Below are 20,403 nucleotides of genomic sequence, written 5' to 3'. Positions count from 1 at the left end.
AGGTTATTCGGTTGCTTTTTTGTTTCCGTAAAAATATAAGGAATGATTGTTAATCTGTATATCAAACACTTCTTCTATTGTTTGCTTGATAGCCTGTACCCGTGGATCACAAAACTCGATCACCTCACCTGTATCGGTTAAGATAATATGGTCGTGGTTACGGTCAAAATATGATTTTTCGTACTGGGCCTGGTTGTTGCCAAACTGGTGTTTTCGCACAAGTCCGCACTCCAATAGCAGTTCAATGGTATTGTATAATGTAGCACGGCTCACGCGGTACTTTTTGTTCTTCATTTTGATGTAGAGCGACTCTATATCAAAATGTTCTTCGCTGTTGTAGATCTCCTGCAGGATGGCGAAGCGCTCGGGAGTCTTTCGGTGTCCCTTCTCTTCCAGGTATTTGGTAAAGACATTCTTTACTACTGCCTGGTCATTTTTGTTCACTACTTTCTTGCTCATGATATGGGTGCAAAGGTATAAGATTATTCACGTGTCACCTTATCTATACCGTTTATTTTTTTGAGGTGTTCAATGAGTTTTTTGAGAAGGCTGTTGTTCTTGACCACAACCGTGATCCTGCCCGTAAAAATGCCGTCCTGGCTATCAAAATTAATATTTTTAATATTGGTATTCATGTTGTTGGAGATCTCACGGGTCACATCATTCACCAGGCCAATATTGTCAATTCCTGTTAGCTTGATCACGGCCTTAAACTCTTCCTGGGTAGAATCTTTCCATTTAGCCTGAATGATCCTGTAGGCAAAATTGCTCTGTAGCTGGATGGCATTGGGGCAGTCTTTTTTGTGGACTTTAATACCCTCGCTTACAGTAATAAACCCGAAAACATTGTCTCCCGGAATAGGGTTACAGCAGTTGGCCAATTTATAGTCGAGAATTTCTTCATCGCGCCCAAACACCAGCTGGTCATATTTTGCAGTGATCTCATCGCGGTCAATATCCTCAACCGTGTCCTGTTTCCTTATCTTATTTTTAAAGAAACTTACCAGGGCGTTGCTGCGTGAGGCTGCATAGTCCTTCAACTTCTGGTTGTCTATAGTGCCCACCCCAACCCTGTAAAAGAGGTCGAGACTTGTTTTTAGCTTAAAGAAGATTACCAGTTCATTGATGGTCTTTTCATTAAACGGAATTTTTTGGGCGCGTAATTTTCTTGAAAGAATGGCTTTTCCTTCTTCGGCGATATTCTTCTTTTCCTCTTTAAGGGAAGATTTGATCTTGGCCCTTGCCCGTGCCGTAGTGGCATAGTCGAGCCAGTTGGAGTTGGGTTTTGCTTTTTCTGAAGTAATGATCTCTACCTGGTCGCCGGTTTTAAGTGTGGTGCTTAGCGGCACCAGTTTACTGTTTACCCTGGCACCACGAGTGCGCAAACCAATTTCTGTATGTATGCTGAAGGCGAAGTCCAGCGGGGTAGCTCCCTTTGGAAGGGATTTTAGTTCCCCCTGTGGTGTAAAAACAAAGATCTCTTTGGAATAAAGGTTCAGTTTAAACTGCTCTACAAAATCTACTGCGTTTACTTCCGAATTTTCCAGGGCCTCCTGAAGTTTGTTTACCCATTCATCAAGGCTGTCTTCCTGGTTGCCCTGCTTGTATTTATAATGTGCGGCATATCCTTTTTCGGCGATCTCGTTCATTCGCTCACTGCGAATTTGCACTTCCACCCATCGGCCTTTAGGTCCCATTACAGTAATGTGCAGGGCTTCATAACCGGTCGACTTTGGGGAGGAGATCCAGTCGCGCAGGCGGGTAGGGTTGGGCCTAAAATGATCGGTCACGATTGAATAGATCTTCCATGCCAAAAATTTCTCATTGGCAGCATCACTTCCGTAGATGATCCTTACCGCAAACTTGTCGTATACCTCGTCAAAAGTGACATTTTGGTTCTTCATTTTTCGCCGTATCGAGTAGATCGATTTTGGCCGTCCCTTGATGGTGTACTTCATATTTTCCCTGTCAAGGGAATCCTGAATCACCTTAGTAAATTCAGCGATGTATTTGTCCTGCTCTTCCTTGCTTTCCCGAATTTTCTGAAGGATCTCGTTGTAAACTTCAGGTTCAGTATATTTTAGTCCCAGGTCTTCAAGTTCGGTTTTGATGTTGTACAAACCAATACGGTGGGCCAGGGGAGCGTAGATATAAAGTGTTTCTGAAGCGATCTTTTCCTGCTTGTCTGTCCGCATGGAATCCATCGTCTGCATGTTGTGCAGCCTGTCGGCGATCTTGATAATGATCACCCTCACGTCATCATTCAGCGTAAGCAGCATTTTCCTGAAGTTCTCGGCCTGCAGGGAAACATCTTTATCATGTTCAAGGTTAGAGATCTTGGTAAGCCCGTCTACAATTCGCGCTACAGTATCACCAAACGTCTGCTGAATGTCTTCAAGAGTAAAGCTGGTGTCTTCTACCACATCATGTAAAAGGGCAGCAGCAATAGATGTTGCGTCAAGCCCAATTTCCGAAGCAACAATTTTGGCTACGGCAATGGGGTGAAAAATATAAGCTTCGCCCGATTTGCGTCGCTGATCTTTATGGGCATCTACCGCCACATCAAAAGCCTGCCGAATGAGCTTTTTATCATCATCGGTAAGGGTTTGGTAGCTTATGCGCAGCAGTTCCTTGTACTGCTGGGCAATGTCTTTGTTTTCTTTTTCTATAGCGGCTTCCGTCATGATCTAAAAATACAATTAAGATTGAAAACAGGCAATTTAATTACCTTTCAAGATTCCTGAACCGTTTGTACAATGGCGGATGAGAGTAATGTACAAAAACATAAGCAGGGTGCGGGGTAAGATTGCTTAAGCTGTTTTTTGACAGCTTCTTTAATCCACTAATCAAAGGTTGTGCCTTATAGGTTTGTTTCGCAAAATTATCGGCCTGATATTCAAACTTCCGGGAGAGATAGTTCATGATGATCCCGGTAAGTTCAGAAATAGGGCTGTACAAAATCCCGAAGGCTACCAACCCTATGTGAAACCCTGGATTTTCCACTCCCAATGCTTCCGAAAGCAACGGGTTGCCCACAAAGAGAGACAAAATCCAAAGGGTAAACCCTGTGCTTAAAATGCTTATCACCATGTTGATGATGATGTGGTTCTTCTTGTAATGCCCCACCTCATGTGCCAAAACCGCAACAATCTCCTCGTCCTGCAGGTCGTTGATTAAAGTGTCGTAAAGGGTGACCCTTTTTTCATTCCCAAAACCCGAAAAATAGGCATTGGCCTTAGTGCTTCTTTTTGAGCCATCTATTACAAAGATCTTTTCGAGAGTAAAACCTTCTTTCTGGGCATAGGCCTCTATCTTATTCCGCAGGGAACCTTCGGAAAGTGGAGTTTGTTTATTGAAAAGCGGAACTATTAATCTGGCGTAGAACATATTCAGAAAGATACTGAAAGCCGCCACCAATATCCATGCGTACCACCAGAAGTTACCGCCTGCGAACTGGTAGAACCACACTATTAATGCCAGTATGCCGCCGCCAAGAACGATCATCATTCCCCAGCCCTTTAGCTTGTCTAAAATGAAGGTTTTGGGAGTCGTTTTATTAAAACCGAATTTTTCTTCAATTACAAATGTGTGGTACCACGAGAAGGGAAGAGATAACAGGTCGCTCCCGAGCATAATAATGCCGAAGAAGATCAGTGCTATTAAAATAGCGTTATCTGAAACTGATCGTGCAAGAGTATCAACAAAATCGAAGCCATCGAGGAAAAGGAACAGCAACAATACCACCACCGAAAATGTAGAGGAAACCATCGCGAATTTGTAGTTTGATTTCTTGTACCGCTGTGATTTCTCATATTCCTGCTCGTCAAAAACATCTTTAAGCGAATCGGGCACAGGATCATTATAGTGTTTGGCATTCAAGGCATCCAGGATCTTATCGACTAAAAAATCAATAATGATGATGCCTACAATGATCCAAAAAAGAGTATTTGCTGTCAAATTTGTTGTTTTCGGCTAATATAAGCAGAATCTTTATTGAAGAATTAAGATTTAAAGGGACAAAACTTTTGTGAAAAGTGAGAGTGGAAAGTTGTGCGTTCAGGATATAGATTGACCACTAAAGTCAACTTATATGAAATCTAATTTTTCACCTTAAGAAGAAATATTCTTATTACCGTCCCCTCCGCCGGAGTGGTGCCTGCAAGGCGGGGTGGGTTTAGGTTCGGAATTGTAAGGTTGGAGGGTTGGATTTTTTTACTCTTTATTGTCGGATATTTTTGGCCACGAATTCACAAATGTTTTTTTGTTTCTCTTTCAAAGTGTTCCCTCCGCCGGAGGGGTGCCTGCAAGGCGGGGTGGGTTTTGGTTCGGAATTGTAAGGTTGGAGGGTTGGATCTTTTTACTCTTTATTGTCGGATATTTTTGGCCCCGAATTCACAAATGTTTTTTTGTTTCTCTTTTAAAGTGTCCCTTCCTCCGGAGGCGTGCCTGCAAGGCGGGGTGGGCAATTAAAGCAAACCCGCAACATTAAAAAGAGTACTCAAAATCCCGTTAACGCCGCTGCCTTTTTGCTTCAAAAATTAATATTCCCGCAGCAACCGATACGTTCATGGAGTCTATTGCTCCTTCCATGGGGATGATAATGTTTTGGGTAGTATTTTCCAGCCACTCGCTACTTAGCCCTGTGGCTTCAGTACCTACCACAATGGCACTACCGCCGGTGAAGTCAACATTGTGATAAGGAACAGAGGCCTGTAAAGCGGCTCCAAAAATGGCAATTTTTCGTTCCTTTAAAAAAGCAATAATTTCTGAAGTACTGCAGGTGGCTATCTTATTTGTGAAGATGCAGCCAACACTACTGCGAATGATGTTTGGATTGAACATATCTGTCCGCGGATTGGCAATAAGTACGGCATCTACAGCTGCAGCATCGGCGGTGCGCAATAATGCTCCTATATTTCCGGGTTTTTCGGGGGCTTCGGCGACGAGAATCAGCGGATTCTTTGTTTTGAAAGTCAGGTTTTGCAGGGAAAGCTCCCGGGAACCCACAATTGCCAGTACCCCTTCGGTACTTCCGCGGTATGCGATCTTTTGATATACTTCCGAAGAAAGTTCGGTTACATCAACAGGATTTAAAATAAATGAAAGCAAATTTTCGGCTTTTTCAGCAGGAAAGAGATCAGATGAATAATACAGTTCGGTGACCTGGTAGCCTCCTTTTATTGCTAAATTTATCTCCCGGATGCCTTCTACTACAAAGACGTGTTCTTTTTTGCGGGCGCGTGATTTTTCCTGTAACTGTAATATCCTCTTTACCGCCTGATTCTGAAAACTACTTATAAATTTTTGCATGCTGCAAAGATAGAAAACTTCGGGTTTGGTGCAGTAATAGTGGTGTAAGGCATGGTAGGATTTTCAGGATTGGAAAAAAAGCGGTATTTTAACGGGAAAACGAAAAACCACTTTTATGGAAAAGAAAAACAAGAAAAATAAGCAACTTTCAATGCCTGATGCTTTTAAGGTTCTAAGCTTTATTTTTGCCGCTATTTTGATTACTGCCTGCAGTAAAAAGATCACTTTCCCGGTTTCTAATGTAGTGCCCGCTGCTGAAGCCGTTGTAAAGGTCGATAAAGATAACAACCAGAATTATGAAGTCGAGCTTGAGGTGAGTAACCTTGCAAGCCCCAACAGGCTTACGCCTTCGCGGGCGCATTATGTGGTGTGGATGGTGACCAAAAAACACGGTACCATTAACCTGGGCCGGCTGGATATCAATCGCAAGAACAACGGGAAATTGACCACCAATACACCTTATGAACCTATAAGGATATTTATTACTGCCGAAGATGACAGCAAACCTGTACTGCCTTCTACACAGGTGGTACTGAATTCGGAAGATTTCAAAGTATAAAAAAAGAGGCTGATTGAAATAGTACTAATCTTTTCTTCGGAAGTTTTAGAATCTACTGATCCTAAATTTTCAGAAGTAGTTAGAACCTGAAAACACTTCAGGTTAAACGGGATTAGTTTTTCAATCAGCCTCCTGTCAAAAATGGCATTTTTGGAGATTATTTTTTCTCCTGCTGGCCGTATTTTTCAGTATATCTTTTTGCCAGCTCTGTCTGGTGGCTTTCCAAACTTATTTCACGCCCCTGAATAAATGCCCGGGCAAATTTATTGGTACGCATATCCAGTGCATCTCCTTCACTAATAAAAAGAGTGGCATCTTTACCGGCCTCCAGTGTTCCAAGGCTGTCGTCAACTCCCAGGATCTTTGCAGTGTTTGAAGAGATCATTTTAAGAGCGTCGGCTTTACTGAGGCCGTAACCGGTAACTGTACCTGCGTAAAATGGCAAATTTCGGCTGTTCATTCTTTCCATGTCACCGCTGGTTTCCAGCCCCACAAGAATTCCTTCCCGATTAAGCAGGTAGGCGAGTTTGTAGGGTAGGTCATAATCCTGATCTTCCATTTGCGGGGTTTCGTGCACACGGCCTACAAGTACCGGAACATTGGCTGCCTTGATTTGATTGGCTACTTTAAAAGCATCGTAAGCGCCCACAAGCACTACGTTGTTTAGCTGATGTTCTTCCTTAAAAGCCAGGACGTCGATAATCTCTTTTTCTGAATCGGCGTGGATGTAAACTTTCTTTTTCCCTTTAAATACCGCTTCCATAGCCTGGAAAGGCAGATTCGCTTTTTCCTGGGGTCCTGCGAGGTAGGCTTTGGCATTTTTAAAAAATGAGCTCAACTCCTGAAGGTCTTTTGAGTAATCATCATTCGGTTTTATACCGGGATCTTCCCCCATCCACCAACGGCCTCTGCGAACGCTGTTGGGCCAGTTAATGTGCAAGCCATCATCTTCTTTTAGTACGGCATCTTCCCAATTCCATGCATCAAACTGCACGATAGACGAGGTACCGGAGATCCTTCCGCCCCGCGGAGCGATTTGCCCTACGAGCACGCCGTTGGGACGCATACTTTCTACCACCTGGCTTTCGGCATTATAAGCGATGAGACTGCGAACGTGCGGTAAAAGTTCCCCAAGTTCATCTTCGTCATCACTCTGTACCACCGCATCAATTTCTACCAACCCCAGGGTGGAGTTAGGGGCGATAAATCCGGGGTAAACGTGTTTGCCCTTAGCATCGATCACGGTACCGGGATATTGACGATTGGTGGAAGCCGCATCGGTCACCGTAGTTAGTTTCCCGTTCTCAAAGATGATCACGCTGTTCTCAATAACTTCTCCATTCCCAATGTGGGCAGTGGCACCAACTATGCTTATCGCACGGTCTTGCGGGGGCGCCGGAGTTTGTTGTGCTATGACCGAACCTGCAAAAAGGAGCAGGACCGGCAGGATATATTTTTTCAAATTTTTCATACTTCAAATTTTAGAGGGTGTCACAGTGCATTTCTTCTTTGGTGGAATTCTTTACCGGCTGCGTCTTAAGACCATTGTTTTTGGCCTTTAGCATCTGGGAGGTGAGCAGGTTTTTCTGCTTTTCCACTTCCTTTCTAAGTTGTTGGTCTCTTTCCAGATCAAAATACACTACGCCTTCAATAATTGTTTTTTCAGGTTTGGCGTAAACGGAAAGCGGATGGGCATTCCACAGCACTAAATCGGCATCTTTTCCTTCTTTGATACTTCCCACACGGTCATCGATGTGCAGCAGTTTTGCCGGATTAAGGGTAACAAACTTCCAGGCTTCCTCTTCAGAAATGTCCCCGTATTTTACACTTTTTGCCGCCTCCTGATTCAGCCTGCGGCTCATTTCGGCATCATCACTGTTAATGGCGACTGTTACACCGGCATTATGCATAATGGCAGCATTTTGCGGGATGGCATCTTTTACTTCATATTTATACGCCCACCAGTCAGAGAAAGTAGAACCTCCCACGCCATGTTCGGCCATTTTATCGGCTAATTTGTAACCTTCCAAAATATGTGTAAACGTATTTATATTGAAACCGAATTGCTCGGCTACCTTCATCAACATATTGATCTCACTTTGAACATAGGAGTGCGCAGTCACAAAGCGTTCGCCGTTAATGATTTCCAGGATGGTTTCCATTTCAATGTCCTTGCGATAGGGTTTGCCGCTCTTTTTTAGCTGCTCATATTCGCGGACACGGGTAAAATAATCTACAAATACCTGTTCCACCCCCATACGGGTTTGTGGGAAGCGGGAATTGCTGTCCCAGTTTGCCTGTTTTACGTTCTCTCCCAAAGCAAACTTGATGAACTTTGGTGAATTGTCAAGAACCATTTCCTGCGGAGTTGCTCCCCATTTCATCTTTAGGATGGCCGACTGTCCTCCAATAGGGTTAGCCGATCCATGCAGTAGCTGCATTGTAGTTACTCCCCCGGCCAGGTTCCTGTAAATTCCAATATCATCGGGATCTACAACATCTTCCATCTGCACCTCGGCCGATGAGTTGTGTCCCGCCTCATTCACGGCCGATGCCGCCAGGTGAGAGTGCTCATCTATAATGCCGGAAGTAAGGTGCTTTCCTGTAGCATCTATTACTGTAGCACCACGAGCGCTAAGGTTTTTGCCAACTGCAGCAATCTTTCCGTTTTTCACCAGCACGTCGCTGTTTTCCATGATGCCTTCAGCTTCATTGGTCCAAACTGTAGCATTTTTGAAGAGTACATCCTGTTGCTTCGGAAGCTCCTGAAATCCATAAGCCATATTCGGGAAGGTTACAGGAAGTACTTCGGGGTGTTCTTCAGATTTTTCATCCTTCTTTTCTGAAGCATCTTCAGTGCGGGTAGCAGTAAAACTGGTTGCTGTACCATCTCCTAAAATGGCTTTTCCGCTGAAGGTTTTTGCGTTATTAGAGATTCTGGCGCTAAGCCTGGTGTATTCGGTTTTTGTAGTATCGGGAGAAGATAGCAGTAGGTTAAACCAGTTGTTACTGTAGTTGATCTTTGAACCTATCTTGCTATTATTGGTGCTAATTTCAGCCTTGGGTTTTGAAGGTTCGCCAGTGATCTTTACCGTGTAGGTATCGCTGCCGACCTTGACATCATAAGTACCGCTGAGGTTAACCAGGTCAATATCTTCAAACACTTCTCTTTTTCCCTGCACCCAGTTCTCGTATATAGTGGTTTCCTTATCAAAATAGTCGCCAGAGGTAATGATAAAATTTGCCCAGGCACCTTCTTTTAAGGTTCCCAGTTTATTTTCATGGCCAATAAGTTTTGCAGGCACGGTTGTTAAGGCAGCAAGGGCATCTTTTTTATCAAGCCCATAAGCCACTGCTTTAAGTAAATTCTCCCTGAAATTCTTTTCGGCATCATGAGATGTGATGGTGTAGGGAACTTTCTTCTCGCTAAGCATTTTGAGGTTTGCCGGCGCCTGGTTCCATTCTTTCATGTCTCCCAAAGTGGCGTAGTTGGCCATATAAGGGTCTTCCATATCAAATGGCTCGGGGTAATTAACGGGTACAATAAAGGCGGCGTTGGTGGCTTTTATGGCATCAAGTCGCTCAAATTCATTTCCGCTGCCCACAATCACATACTGCACACCCATTTCGTCGCCCACTTTATCGGCACGAAGTTCATCCAGTAAATTATCGGTTTTGAAGATTTGAAGGAGGTTTTTGTTCTCATTAAAAGCTTCAAGAGCAAGATCTTTATTGTCGGCTTTTCCCTTAGCGTACCAGTCGGCGTCAAGATAAGTTTGTCTCAGCAAAGCCATGGCACCCATTTTAGAAGAAGGGTAGACCTGTTTTGATTTTGCACTTTTTTCAAAGGAAAGATATTGTGCAGACTCTTCATCGAGTATTCTGTCTCCTTCAGTTCCTTCGGAATTTAAGGCGATAAGCATTCCGGTACCACGCACAATTCCGTCGGGCATGTGAGTATTAACCACACCAAAACCGAGCTTTCTCAGCTTTTCAGCTTCTTCCTTATTATAGGAGAAGTTTTCCAAAGCCGAAGTTTCTGGTCTTATATGGTCATTCCAGTAATAACCTTCGCGCCCCGCATCGTACTGCGGATTCCCGCTGTAGGGGCTGCCGCCTTCGCTTTTCGGTTTTTCAATCCCAAAACTCGAGTAAAGATCAATAAAAGAAGGGTAAACTGTTTTTCCTTTAAGGTCAATTACTACAGCATTTGCGGGAATTTTAATGTTTTTTCCAACGGCAGTGACCTTTCCATTGCGCATGGCCAGCATACCGTTTTGAATAATGGTGGAAGGATCTACATAAATGTTGGCGTTCTCAAGAACTGTGAAATTGGTATTTTCCTGAGCCTTAACGGCATCATTCTTAGGAAAATACTCCTGCGCCTGCAGTCCGGTTACGGCACTAAACAGCAGGCAGAATAAAAGTTTAATTCTCATAAAATTGTTATAGGATTGGAATTTTGAGCAGGTAAGTTAGCAAAAAAATGAGAATGATAACCTTATTACAATTTTCCTCTGCTTTTGTGATAATTTACCAGCAGCGCCACCACGTAACTGTAGCTCTTCATTCCCTGTGGCTGATTATTGGCCACCAGGAAGGAATTGTAGGTGAACATAAAAATGGGTTCGAAAGGATTTTTGTGGCTTTCCCAAAATTCCCGCACCTCCCGGTAGTTTTCCTTGACCCCAAAGTTAAGTTCTGCGGCAAACTTTTCGGCTAATTCAGGATCCCGGCGGTAAAGTTCAGTCAGGCAATAGCTTAAGGCAAAGGTGTAGCCCGAATAGTTGAAATATTGATCAGGATGGTTCATCGTGGTGAGACAGGCGAGAAAGTTGGCCTCATTTTCTTTAGCAAAACCCAACTGATGACCAATTTCATGGCTCGCGGTAGTAGGAATCTTATACGCCACAATTTGCGTGTTTACCTGCCCTTCGTTGGTTAGCGGATTTAAGTAACCATTAAAACCCATATAGGTAAGGGGAACGCTGTAGAGAGAACGCTTTAGGCTGGGCACGTGGTAATCAAGTTCCGGAAAATCATCTTCAATATTCTTATATCCTTCTACCGATAATTTGAGGAGTTCATATTTTGAATAAGGAATTTCCACTTTTACCGAATCATCGCCGGTAATAGAAAAATGAAGTTCGTTGGAGGTGGCAATAAGATCTTGCGTTAATTCTACCAGTTCCTCTGTAGTGTAATCATTTTCAATTTCCAGGGCAGCATGCAGCGGCAACCGGTAATAATTAAAACCCCAAAAGAGGTTAAAGCAAAAATAGATAAGAGATAATACGGCAAGAGCATTTAATATCCATCGCCGGGGATCTTTGAATCTTTGTTTTATTCTCAATACTATCCAGCGAATAAGCATAATGACCAGTAAAGCGTACAAAAGATCCCCCAGAGAAAACGGAAAGAATCCGAGGGTTTTTCTCAGTAACGCCGAAGTAATGGGGTAAATGCCGTTGCTGTACCACTTTTCCACAAGTAGAGGGTGGTTAGCCAATACCTTAATCAGAATGATCTGAACAGGCAGGAACAGGGCTAGAATTAAAGCAACTTTTTTCTTCACCTTTCAAAAATAGGATTTTTAGAGATCAACCTGCAAGAGACAGCAGCCAAGACTTTAATAAAATTATCGTTATTTTGGTTGAAACCGGGTAAACTTAAGTAGAACTATTTTTTTCCAAGTGTCCCCTCCTCCAGAAGTGTGCGGGATGGTGTTCAGAATCTCAAATTTTATCAGAAGTAACATTTTTTTTATACTGAATTATTCTATCAAGTGTCCCATCCTCCGGAGGGGTGCCTGAAAGGCGGGGTGGGAGTAGACTATCAAACTATGAATACTTATCAATTATATACTGCTTTAGATTCTCCATAACCCGTTCAACATCCATCATCACCTCAGTAGCACTCACTTTCCAGACCAGTAAACCCAAATTTCGTAGATAATTTTCCCGCCGATCATCATATTCTTGCTTTTTGTTATGGCTGGAACCATCTATTTCGACCACCAGCATTAATCCCTTAACGTAAAAATCTACAATGTAATGTCCAATGACACGTTACCTGTCAAAATCAATATTGTAAAATTTTCCTTTATGAACCTGTTGCCAAAAAACGATTTCCGGAAGATTCCCCATTTTTCGTAAAGCTCTTGCTCTATTCCTTAGATTTTTTTCTGCGGGTAAGTAAGGAGAAGGTTTGCGGTATATGGGAATAGCATCTATAGTTGTAAGAACAGGAGCATTCTTTCCCACCCCGTCCTGCGGACACCCCTCCGAGGGAGGGGACCCATTTTGAAAATTTTCGTTTTCATTATTGCTCATGATTATAAGTTAATTAAAATTCAGGACAGTAATATAGTAACAAACTGTGCTTCGGATATTTCATCATACCGAATGGATAGGTAATCCAATCCTTCCGCAGAGTCCCCTCCTTCAGAAATAGCCTTCACGATCACAATTTTTCTCAAATAACACTTCTTTTTTTGAATTTTTTCTTCTGAGTGTCCCCTCCTCCGGAGGGATCCTGTAAGGCGGGGTGGGTTGTTTAACTCTAATGCTCTACGATTTCTTATATTTGTGAGAATTCAAACTTAGAACATCATGAACGAAGAAATAAGGGCTTTAGAACCTAAGCCACTCTGGAATAAATTTGCCGATCTCAATGCGGTACCCAGACCCTCAAAAAAGGAGGAAAGGGTAATCGAGTTTATAAAGAACTTTGGAAATGACCTGGGGCTGGAAACCGAAGTTGATGAGGTGGGAAATGTCATTATACGTAAACCTGCCACCCCGGGCATGGAGAATAAAAAGGCGGTAGTGCTGCAGTCTCACCTTGATATGGTGCATCAAAAAAACAGCGATTCCAATTTTGATTTTGAAAATCAGGGGATCGAAATGTATGTTGATGGTGACTGGGTGCGGGCAAATGGGACTACCCTGGGAGCCGATAACGGACTTGGTGTAGCCACCATGATGGCCATTTTGGAAAGTAAGGAAATTGAACACCCGGCTTTGGAAGCACTTTTCACCATAGATGAAGAAACCGGAATGACAGGAGCTATGGGCTTAAAACCCGGACTGCTGAGAGGGGATATCCTGCTTAACCTCGACACCGAAGAAGATAATGAGATAGGAATTGGATGTGCCGGTGGCGTAGATATTACTGCTTCCGGAACTTACGCAGAAGAACCTGTGCCCGAAGACTCTATTGCGTACAGGGTGCAAGTGAAAGGCCTGCAGGGAGGACATTCAGGAATGGATATCATCAAAGGTCTTGGTAACGCAAATAAGCTCATGAACCGCATTCTCTTCGGAGGTTATGAAAACTTCGGAATGAGAATTTCTGAAATAAATGGCGGCGGCCTCCGTAATGCCATTCCGCGGGAAAGTGAAGCGGTAGTAGTGGTTGAGAAAATTCAGAAGGAAGATTTTACAGCTGAAATTGGGAAAGCCATTCAGCAGATTAAGCAGGAATATAAAACCCTGGAGCCAAAGCTTCTTATTGAAGTTTCAGAAACTGAAGCCCCTCAAAAAGTGATGGAACTGGGAGCGCAGGAGTTATTTCTGAAATCTATTTACGCTGCTCATAACGGCGTGTACAGGATGAGCCCCGATATTGAAGGCCTCGTGGAAACTTCTAACAATGTGGCGCGCGTAACTGTCAAAAATGGCAAAATTGAAGTGCTTTGTTTGACGCGCTCTTCGGTAGATTCTTCAAAAACCGATCTCGCTAACAGCCTTCGCGCCGGATTTGAACTTGCTGGTTTTGAAGTGGAGCTCTCGGGTGCATATCCCGGATGGGCTCCTAATATGGCTTCTCCCATTTTAAAGGTGCTCGATGAACTCTACCGAAAAATGAATACCGATGAACCCGATATTGCTGCCTGCCATGCCGGCCTGGAATGCGGAATCTTAGGAAAGAATTACCCCGAAATGGATATGATTTCTTTTGGACCAACCATTCGCGGCGCACACTCACCCGATGAGAGGGCAAGTATATCTTCAGCTCAAAAATACTGGAGTTTTGTACTTGAAGTATTGAAGAACATTCCGGAGAAGAAGTAATTCTTCAGGATTGATCAAATAAAAAAACTCCCAAAAATGTCATTTTTGGGAGTTTTTTTATTCTAAGGGGGTAAATACTCCGAGGCTTGCCTCGTTAGTAAATGTTTAAAGTCTGAAAACGTGTTCTCCTATATAATGCTCCGTGGGCTTGCCCCGGAGAAATTTACTGGTATAACTTCTTTTACTGGATATCTACCATCTCAACTTCAAAAATAAGATCGGCAGATGGTGGGATTACTGGAGGTGCACCATTTTCTCCGTATCCTAAATGAGAAGGAACAAACAGCACTGCTTTATCTCCTACCTGCATTTGCTGCACGCCTTCTTTAAACCCGGGGATCATAGGTGCATCTTTACTGTATAGCATTGGCATAGGGGCATATCCTCCCATTTGCTGTCTTCTTTCATTAAGTACACCTGCTTCTTCGGCTACTTCGGCAATGTTGGTGTCAAAAAGATCACCAGAGCTCAAATAGCCTTTGTAGTTTACCCTTACGGTATCTCCCTGTTGTGGCTTTGGGCCTTCACCTTCTTCCAAAAATGCAATCTGGAGACCGCTTTCAAGTTCTTTAGCACCGGCTTTCAATTCCTCGTAACGCTGAGCGTTAGCAGAGCGCTGCTCGTTCATTTTGCGTTCCTTTTCTTCAGCTTCAGCCTTAAAATCGGCTAACTCCTGAGTAAGAACTTCAGCAGCTTTAAAATTTTTGGCTGCCTGGCCTTTGCGAATGATCTTTACTTCCTGCATTACCACATCTTCAAGAGGACGATCATTTGCGCCTGTTTCTACGTTTCCAATTGCCTCTACCACATCCATACCTTTTACAACTTCACCAAATACGGTGTGCATGCCGTTAAGCCACGGAGTTTCTTTTAGAGTGATGAAAAACTGGCTCCCGTTAGTGTTAGGACCGGAGTTTGCCATAGAAAGAATCCCTGCCGAATCATGGGTAAGTGTGTCAACGATCTCATTTGGGAATTTGTAGCCCGGGCCGCCGCTACCGGTTCCCTGAGGGTCACCTCCCTGGATCATGAAATCTCCAATCACACGGTGAAAAACGAGTCCGTCGTAAAATGGTTTTTTTTGGTACTGCTCTTCGGCCATGGTAGTAGTACCTTCGGCAAGAGAAACAAAGCTGGCAACCGTCATTGGAGTCTCTTCAAAATAAAGTTCAGCGATAAAGTCTCCCTGGTTGGTCTTGAATTGAGCGTACATTCCGTCTTCAAGATCTGGATATTCATCATTACAGGCAGTAAAAGCAAATAGCACACTGCATAAAAGCAAAAAATTGATTTTCTTCATGTTTAAATTAATTGTTTAGTTGTTATTTTCCTGATTAGCTTCAGGTGCTTCTGAAATATCTATGAGGGTTACCGTAGAAATCAACGGCACATCTGCTCCTATTCGTTTTTTATCTCCGTAATACCCGAAAGCTTTGTGAGAAGGAAATAAAAAAGTAACTGTTTCTCCTTCTTTCATAAGCTTAAGCCCCTGTCGCAGTCCGCTGAAGAGTTCTTCCTGGTCTATGGCATAGGTGCGGGGAGCGATCTCATCATCGGTATAAATATCACGGCCACCAAGAGTTTTTAAGTTGTAATCGAATTCTACAACATCCCCAAATTTTGGAGTTCTGGCAGCGGTGGTGTCTTTTTTATTATAATAATACCAAAATCCGTTAGCCGAAGAAATGTACTCCCGTGTAGTATCGGTTTCAATGATCTTCTGGATCCGGGCTTCTTCTTCGGCTACAATTTTCCGGTTGCGCTCTACAGCTTCATTAATATATGAACCCGACTCCTGCGTCACCGGTCTTCTGGCTTCAGGCGACTTGCACGAAAAAAGTAGCAGACCAATAAACAGTATTACATATTTCATTTTCATAGTGCCAGGTTTGTCTTATAAGTAGGCAAGATACTAATAAATCTTTCTACGGTCTCCTGCAGGGAAAGATCACTTTTGCCTCCTGCGGCGTTAGTGTGGCCGCCGCCTTCAAAATAGCGCCGGGCAAATTCATTGACCGAAAAAGTGCCTTTTGAACGGAAGGATATCTTCACGATCTTCTCGGCTTCATTTTCGATAAAAATGGCGGCAAAAACTATACCTTCTAAAGAGAGGCCATAATTTACAAAACCTTCAGTATCTCCTTTTTTAAATTTATGCCTGTCCAGTTCTTCCTGTGACAAAGTGATGTATGCCGTACGCAGGCCTTCTACTACCCTCAGGTTTTGCAATGCGCATCCCAAAAGCTGCAGTTGACCGTAAGAACTGGTGTCAAATACATTTTCATGGATAGAAGTATTGTCGGCACCTTTTTCAATAAGATCGGCTATCACGCGGTGGGTGAGACTGGTAGTAGATCTATACCTGAAAGATCCGGTGTCGGTCATTATTCCGGTATACAGGCAGGTGGCGATTTGCGGAGTGATCTTTTGTGCCAGGCCAATATTTTCTATAAAGTGGTACACCATCTGGCAGGTGGAGCACATGGTAACATCGCTGTAAGTAACGTCGGCATAATCATCGGGCTGCTGGTGATGGTCTATCATCACAAAAGCAGCTTTGGCCTCCTGTAGCGGTTTGTACATGTCGCCAGCCCGTGAGAGGTGGTTAAAATCGAGCGTGAAGATCACATCGGCTTCAGCAATAATCTTTTCACATTTTTCGGTATCCCGGTCATAAAGCAGCGTTTCTTCTTCGTAAGGCATCCACTTCAAGAAATTAGGGTAATCATTGGGAGCGATAAGATTTACGTAGTGCCCCAGTCCCTCAAGCAGGATCTTAAGAGCAAGTGTAGAACCCATTGCATCACCATCGGGCCCTTTATGGGGAACAATAACGATCTTCTTTTTGCCTTCAAGTAACTCCTTTATTTTGGAAATATCTTCGTTTGTCATAGAGAGCGAAGATATTGAATATTTGAAGATTCAAAAAGTACTTACTGCAGTTCCTAAAATGTCATTTTTGACAGCCTTTATCTGCGGAAGATCGAATAAAAACCTATGTACCTTGTATATGGGCCTGATTTGATTATTTTTGCAGCAAAATTAAAAACTAAGTAATGGCAGAAAATAGAACTTTCACCATGATTAAGCCCGATGCAGTTGAAAAAGGACACATTGGCGCTATTTTAGAGCAGATCACTGCTTCAGGATTCAGGATTGTTGCGATGAAACTTACTCAAATGACACGTCGCGATGCCGAAAAATTCTACGAAGTACACAGTGAACGTCCATTTTACGGGGAGCTGGTTGAATTTATGAGCCGCGGGCCAATCGTTGCCGCTATTCTTGAAAAGGAAAATGCTGTTGAAGATTTTAGAACCCTGATTGGGGCTACAAATCCTGAAGATGCTGCCGAAGGTACCATTAGAAAGAAATATGCTGCTTCTGTAGGTGAAAATGCCGTACACGGAAGTGATAGCGATGAGAATGCACAAATTGAAGGTGCTTTCCATTTCGCCGGAAGAGAAATGTTCTAAGTAACTTCTGAAATAAGATCAAAAAACCACCTTTTTAGGTGGTTTTTTTATTTTTCAACCTCCGTAGCTGCCGCCTTTGTCGGCCCGCCCTGTCATAGGAACAAAACGTACCGGGAGCAGGGTCTTTTTTTTAAATTCATCCTCGCCGGTTTTGTAAAGCATTACAAGCTGTTGATTCAAGCGGCCCACGGGCGCTAAAAGTCGGCCTCCCACTTTTAATTGATCTTTAAGCGGCTGTGGAATTGAAGGAGGTGCCGCGGTTAATATTATAGCATCAAAAGGGGAAAACTCTTTCCAGCCCGAATATCCGTCACCGTGTTTGGTGGTGATATTGTTATAATCTGTCTTTGCCAAATTCTCTTTGGCCAGCTTTGCCAGCCATTCAATTATCTCCACACTAAAAACCTCTTTTACAAGGCGTGAAGTGACCGCCGCATTATACCCGCAACCGGTGCCTACTTCCAGAACTCTTTCATCTTTCTTCAGCTGTAGTTGTTCTGCCATGTAAGCTACAATGTATGGCTGACTAATAGTTTGGTCCTTTCCTATGGGGAGCGGCCTGTCTTCATAGGCCTTTTGCTGTTTGTCCTGGGGTACAAAGAGAGAACGGTCTACCTCTTTCATAGCATTAAGTACATCAGGATTAGAAATGCCGCGTCCTTTTAATTGCTGTTCGATCATTTCTTCCTTTCCGGTCATAATGCTGTTCCTGGATTGATTTCCAAAAAGTTAGTGAAAAATGACATTTTTGAAAAGTTTTTCTGAAGTCTTTTCAGAACCAGGAGGGTTGGGAGAGAAATCGGCACGGATTACAAATCCGCGCCAACGGGTTTTAAAGAAGGTGCCGAGAAATGACATTTTTGAGAAATTTTTCTGATAACTTTTCAGAACCAGGAGGGTTGGGAGAGAAATCGGCACGGATTACAAATCCGCGCCAGCTGGCTTTATAAAAGGTGTTGAAAAATGACATTTTTGGAAAGAAAATTCTTCCTGAGCGATAGCCGAAGGCTCGAGGTGACAGGAACCTTAAACCTTGAACTTTAAACTTTGAACCCGGGAGAACTAACGTAGAATTAATTTTTTAATAAGATCCCTTCCCAGTTCTTCATTCAGCATTTTTACGATCTTCTCTTTGCCGTAGCTCAATTCTTCGCGCAGTACCGAAGAACTTAGTTGTACGTAAAGGGTATCGCGGTCAAGTTTTATAGAAGTGGTGTATTTTTCTATGGCAGGCCCCATCTGGCTGTTCCAGACTTCGCGAACGTGTACCTTATCAAGGCCCTTCTGCAATTTGTTGTCGTTCACAAATTCCTTTAGAGCTTCACTTATGCTTATATGTTCGTTAATCCTCTTTGCCATAGTTTCCTGAATATGGAGTAAATCGTTTATAGGTATAGATAATTCCCCTGGGGTTGATGACCACCAGCTCGTTCTCTTCCGAAGAAATTACTGTTTCTTTCCAGTTTGCATAGGGGGTAGTATAGTACAAATTAATGCTGTCATTTTCAAGCTTAACCTCAAATACTTCTTCATCATTTGTAGTGATAAAGCTGCCATCAATTTGGGGGCGCACTTTTTTTCTGAAGCCTTTAAGACTGTCTACTTCTATAAAATCTACAATTTCGGAATATTTGAATTCTTTGGTGATCCCTTCGGGAAGTTCGGCTTTTTTAATTTCCCAATATCCGTTGAGGTTGTCCACTTTTTCACGGGAAGAATCGCTATTGCATGAAAGCAAGATCATTCCTAAAAGGTATCCAAAAATGGCATTTTTCACAGGTAAAACATTTTATAGGTTTGTGCGGTACTTTTTACCACTTTTTCTGTTCGGTCTCCGTGGGTGTCACTTATAAAAAGCTGGCCCAACTCATCTGTAGCAACAAGGTCTACAATATGTGCCACCCTATTCTCATCCAGCTTGTCGAAAATATCGTCCATGAGCAGAATGGGAGAGACCTTTGCCAGATCTTTGATAAAATCGAATTGTGCGAGTTTAAGGGCAATCAAAAATGATTTTTGCTGCCCCTGCGAACCGAATTTTTTTATGGGATGCCCTTCAATCTCAAAAACCAGGTCGTCTTTGTGTGTGCCCACGCCTGTGTATTGCAGGGTCATATCCTTCTGCAGGTTTTGCTCCAGTTGATCTTTGAAATCGCCGTCTTCCAGCTGACTTTTATATGTAATGGAAACTTTTTCGCGACCATTACTTATTATAGTATAACGCTTCTGAAAAATGGGAATAAAGGTTTCAAGAAAAGCTTTACGTTTTATAAACAGGATGTTCCCAAGATCTTCCAGCTGCATGTCATAGACTGAAAGTGTGTCCCTGTCAAAACTGTTATTGGCTGCAAAATACTTCAGCAGGGAATTGCGCTGCGCCAAAATCCTTCCGTAGTCAATGAGGCTGTTGAGATATTTATTGTCGCTTTGAGAAATAACACCATCAATGAACTTTCTACGGGTTTCGCTGCCTTCAATAATAAGGTCACGATCTGCCGGAGAAATTATTACGGTAGGAATAAAGCCAATATGTTCACTGAATTTTTCGTAGGGTTTGTTGTTGCGCTTAATGACTTTTTTCTGTCCGCGCTTGGCACTAACAATAATTTGCTCTTCCCGTTCATGCTTCTCAAAAATGCCATCTACAACAAAAAATTCGGCTTCGTGATTTATGTTTTGGCTGGTGATAGGATTAAAATAGCTTTTCCCAAAAGAGAGGTGATATATACTGTCCAGAACATTGGTCTTTCCAATTCCATTATTTCCAACTATGCAATTAATTTTGCGGTCAAAATCAAATTCGGCCGAGGTAAAATTCTTGTAATTTAGTAAGGAGAGGGTTTTGAGAAACATAAGAAGCTGTTATTCAGTGCTGTAATAGCTGCACTCAAGGAGGCCTTAAGCCGGTGCAAATTAGCATAAATAAACAATTTAATTCCCTTTTAATTTTAAAGAAATATTCTATTTTTGCGCTTCAATTAAC

Annotated in this window: 20 protein-coding genes; 3 read left to right on the top strand and 17 right to left on the bottom strand. The window is 42.9% G+C overall.

Annotation, left to right across the window (positions count from 1 at the left end; translation table 11 throughout):
• Positions 1-3: 3 nt before the first annotated feature.
• The 4 genes from V5739_RS00750 to V5739_RS00735 form a co-directional block, all read right to left on the bottom strand.
• On the bottom strand, positions 4-459 hold the full coding sequence (locus tag V5739_RS00750) for a Fur family transcriptional regulator (RefSeq protein ID WP_266070967.1): 456 nt from the start codon (positions 457-459) through the stop codon (positions 4-6).
• Positions 460-482: 23 nt separating this feature from the next.
• Entirely contained in the window at positions 483-2,684 is a 2,202-nt protein-coding gene (locus V5739_RS00745) for a RelA/SpoT family protein (RefSeq protein WP_266070969.1), read from the bottom strand.
• A gap of 40 nt (positions 2,685-2,724) precedes the next feature.
• On the bottom strand, positions 2,725-3,957 hold the full coding sequence (locus V5739_RS00740; protein ID WP_266070970.1) for a M48 family metallopeptidase: 1,233 nt from the start codon (positions 3,955-3,957) through the stop codon (positions 2,725-2,727).
• 552 nt (positions 3,958-4,509) lie between these two features.
• Positions 4,510-5,310 (bottom strand): TrmH family RNA methyltransferase, encoded by an 801-nt coding sequence (locus tag V5739_RS00735; protein WP_423819255.1) that lies wholly within the window; start codon positions 5,308-5,310, stop codon positions 4,510-4,512.
• A gap of 115 nt (positions 5,311-5,425) precedes the next feature.
• On the opposite strand from V5739_RS00735, the gene V5739_RS00730 reads away from it, so the two are divergent.
• Entirely contained in the window at positions 5,426-5,869 is a 444-nt protein-coding gene (locus V5739_RS00730; RefSeq protein ID WP_423819254.1) for a hypothetical protein, read from the top strand.
• Between the two features lie 157 nt (positions 5,870-6,026).
• On the opposite strand, the gene V5739_RS00725 is transcribed toward V5739_RS00730, so the two are convergent.
• The 5 genes from V5739_RS00725 to V5739_RS00705 all read right to left on the bottom strand — a co-directional run bounded on the left by V5739_RS00725 (position 6,027) and on the right by V5739_RS00705 (position 12,201).
• Complete coding sequence (locus V5739_RS00725) at positions 6,027-7,340, bottom strand: amidohydrolase family protein (protein ID WP_423819253.1); 1,314 nt, start codon at positions 7,338-7,340, stop codon at positions 6,027-6,029.
• A 10-nt stretch (positions 7,341-7,350) separates the two neighbouring features.
• Positions 7,351-10,308 carry an amidohydrolase family protein gene (locus tag V5739_RS00720; protein ID WP_423819252.1) on the bottom strand — a complete coding sequence of 986 codons (2,958 nt, stop codon included), beginning with the start codon at positions 10,306-10,308 and terminating at the stop codon, positions 7,351-7,353.
• 65 nt (positions 10,309-10,373) lie between these two features.
• Positions 10,374-11,444 carry a DUF3810 domain-containing protein gene (locus V5739_RS00715; protein ID WP_423819251.1) on the bottom strand — a complete coding sequence of 357 codons (1,071 nt, stop codon included), beginning with the start codon at positions 11,442-11,444 and terminating at the stop codon, positions 10,374-10,376.
• A gap of 265 nt (positions 11,445-11,709) precedes the next feature.
• Positions 11,710-11,931, bottom strand: coding sequence for an endonuclease domain-containing protein (locus V5739_RS00710; RefSeq protein ID WP_423820425.1), 222 nt, complete (start codon positions 11,929-11,931; stop codon positions 11,710-11,712).
• 6 nt (positions 11,932-11,937) lie between these two features.
• Complete coding sequence (locus tag V5739_RS00705) at positions 11,938-12,201, bottom strand: hypothetical protein (protein WP_423819250.1); 264 nt, start codon at positions 12,199-12,201, stop codon at positions 11,938-11,940.
• A gap of 279 nt (positions 12,202-12,480) precedes the next feature.
• On the opposite strand from V5739_RS00705, the gene V5739_RS00700 reads away from it, so the two are divergent.
• Positions 12,481-13,944 carry an aminoacyl-histidine dipeptidase gene (locus V5739_RS00700; RefSeq protein ID WP_423819249.1) on the top strand — a complete coding sequence of 488 codons (1,464 nt, stop codon included), beginning with the start codon at positions 12,481-12,483 and terminating at the stop codon, positions 13,942-13,944.
• A gap of 181 nt (positions 13,945-14,125) precedes the next feature.
• Here the strand turns inward: V5739_RS00700 and V5739_RS00695 are convergent, their stop codons facing one another.
• The 3 genes from V5739_RS00695 to V5739_RS00685 are packed head-to-tail and all read right to left on the bottom strand — an operon-like array spanning position 14,126 to position 16,836.
• Positions 14,126-15,244 (bottom strand): peptidylprolyl isomerase, encoded by a 1,119-nt coding sequence (locus V5739_RS00695; protein WP_423819248.1) that lies wholly within the window; start codon positions 15,242-15,244, stop codon positions 14,126-14,128.
• A 15-nt stretch (positions 15,245-15,259) separates the two neighbouring features.
• Complete coding sequence (gene gldI / locus V5739_RS00690) at positions 15,260-15,823, bottom strand: gliding motility-associated peptidyl-prolyl isomerase GldI (protein WP_423819247.1); 564 nt, start codon at positions 15,821-15,823, stop codon at positions 15,260-15,262.
• Positions 15,820-16,836, bottom strand: coding sequence for a DHH family phosphoesterase (locus tag V5739_RS00685; RefSeq protein ID WP_423819246.1), 1,017 nt, complete (start codon positions 16,834-16,836; stop codon positions 15,820-15,822). The genes gldI and V5739_RS00685 overlap by 4 nt, the downstream gene beginning before the upstream one ends.
• A 164-nt stretch (positions 16,837-17,000) precedes the next feature.
• Between V5739_RS00685 and V5739_RS00680 the strand changes: the two genes are divergently transcribed.
• Entirely contained in the window at positions 17,001-17,420 is a 420-nt protein-coding gene (locus V5739_RS00680; RefSeq protein ID WP_266070981.1) for a nucleoside-diphosphate kinase, read from the top strand.
• 54 nt (positions 17,421-17,474) lie between these two features.
• Here V5739_RS00680 and V5739_RS00675 read toward each other — a convergent pair whose 3' ends face one another.
• The 5 genes from V5739_RS00675 to recF all read right to left on the bottom strand — a co-directional run bounded on the left by V5739_RS00675 (position 17,475) and on the right by recF (position 20,273).
• Complete coding sequence (locus V5739_RS00675; protein WP_423819245.1) at positions 17,475-18,119, bottom strand: protein-L-isoaspartate(D-aspartate) O-methyltransferase; 645 nt, start codon at positions 18,117-18,119, stop codon at positions 17,475-17,477.
• Between the two features lie 30 nt (positions 18,120-18,149).
• Positions 18,150-18,278 (bottom strand): hypothetical protein, encoded by a 129-nt coding sequence (locus V5739_RS00670; RefSeq protein WP_423819244.1) that lies wholly within the window; start codon positions 18,276-18,278, stop codon positions 18,150-18,152.
• A gap of 204 nt (positions 18,279-18,482) precedes the next feature.
• Positions 18,483-18,779: a DUF721 domain-containing protein gene (locus tag V5739_RS00665; RefSeq protein ID WP_423819243.1), complete on the bottom strand. Its 297-nt coding sequence runs from the start codon at positions 18,777-18,779 to the stop codon at positions 18,483-18,485.
• Complete coding sequence (locus tag V5739_RS00660; protein ID WP_423819242.1) at positions 18,763-19,197, bottom strand: lipocalin family protein; 435 nt, start codon at positions 19,195-19,197, stop codon at positions 18,763-18,765. The genes V5739_RS00665 and V5739_RS00660 overlap by 17 nt, the downstream gene beginning before the upstream one ends.
• Complete coding sequence (recF, locus tag V5739_RS00655; RefSeq protein WP_423819241.1) at positions 19,194-20,273, bottom strand: DNA replication/repair protein RecF; 1,080 nt, start codon at positions 20,271-20,273, stop codon at positions 19,194-19,196. The genes V5739_RS00660 and recF overlap by 4 nt, the downstream gene beginning before the upstream one ends.
• Positions 20,274-20,403 lie beyond the last annotated feature (130 nt).

It is taken from the genome of Salinimicrobium sp. TIG7-5_MAKvit (assembly GCF_049569215.1).
Lineage (GTDB): Bacteria > Bacteroidota > Bacteroidia > Flavobacteriales > Flavobacteriaceae > Salinimicrobium > Salinimicrobium profundisediminis.
Note: the sequence above shows the minus strand (reverse complement) of the source record. Positions and strands in the feature narration are given on the sequence as shown.

Coding starts and splice junctions, on each gene's coding strand:
- V5739_RS00750 (WP_266070967.1), bottom strand. CDS start 459: ATGAGCAAGAAAGTAGTGAACAAAAATGACCAGGCAGTAGTAAAGAAT.
- gldI (WP_423819247.1), bottom strand. CDS start 15,823: ATGAAAATGAAATATGTAATACTGTTTATTGGTCTGCTACTTTTTTCG.
- V5739_RS00665 (WP_423819243.1), bottom strand. CDS start 18,779: ATGGCAAAGAGGATTAACGAACATATAAGCATAAGTGAAGCTCTAAAG.
- V5739_RS00685 (WP_423819246.1), bottom strand. CDS start 16,836: ATGACAAACGAAGATATTTCCAAAATAAAGGAGTTACTTGAAGGCAAA.
- V5739_RS00705 (WP_423819250.1), bottom strand. CDS start 12,201: ATGAGCAATAATGAAAACGAAAATTTTCAAAATGGGTCCCCTCCCTCG.
- V5739_RS00680 (WP_266070981.1), top strand. CDS start 17,001: ATGGCAGAAAATAGAACTTTCACCATGATTAAGCCCGATGCAGTTGAA.
- V5739_RS00725 (WP_423819253.1), bottom strand. CDS start 7,340: ATGAAAAATTTGAAAAAATATATCCTGCCGGTCCTGCTCCTTTTTGCA.
- V5739_RS00720 (WP_423819252.1), bottom strand. CDS start 10,308: ATGAGAATTAAACTTTTATTCTGCCTGCTGTTTAGTGCCGTAACCGGA.
- V5739_RS00730 (WP_423819254.1), top strand. CDS start 5,426: ATGGAAAAGAAAAACAAGAAAAATAAGCAACTTTCAATGCCTGATGCT.
- V5739_RS00670 (WP_423819244.1), bottom strand. CDS start 18,278: ATGTCATTTCTCGGCACCTTCTTTAAAACCCGTTGGCGCGGATTTGTA.
- V5739_RS00700 (WP_423819249.1), top strand. CDS start 12,481: ATGAACGAAGAAATAAGGGCTTTAGAACCTAAGCCACTCTGGAATAAA.
- V5739_RS00675 (WP_423819245.1), bottom strand. CDS start 18,119: ATGACCGGAAAGGAAGAAATGATCGAACAGCAATTAAAAGGACGCGGC.
- V5739_RS00745 (WP_266070969.1), bottom strand. CDS start 2,684: ATGACGGAAGCCGCTATAGAAAAAGAAAACAAAGACATTGCCCAGCAG.
- V5739_RS00695 (WP_423819248.1), bottom strand. CDS start 15,244: ATGAAGAAAATCAATTTTTTGCTTTTATGCAGTGTGCTATTTGCTTTT.
- V5739_RS00735 (WP_423819255.1), bottom strand. CDS start 5,310: ATGCAAAAATTTATAAGTAGTTTTCAGAATCAGGCGGTAAAGAGGATA.
- recF (WP_423819241.1), bottom strand. CDS start 20,273: ATGTTTCTCAAAACCCTCTCCTTACTAAATTACAAGAATTTTACCTCG.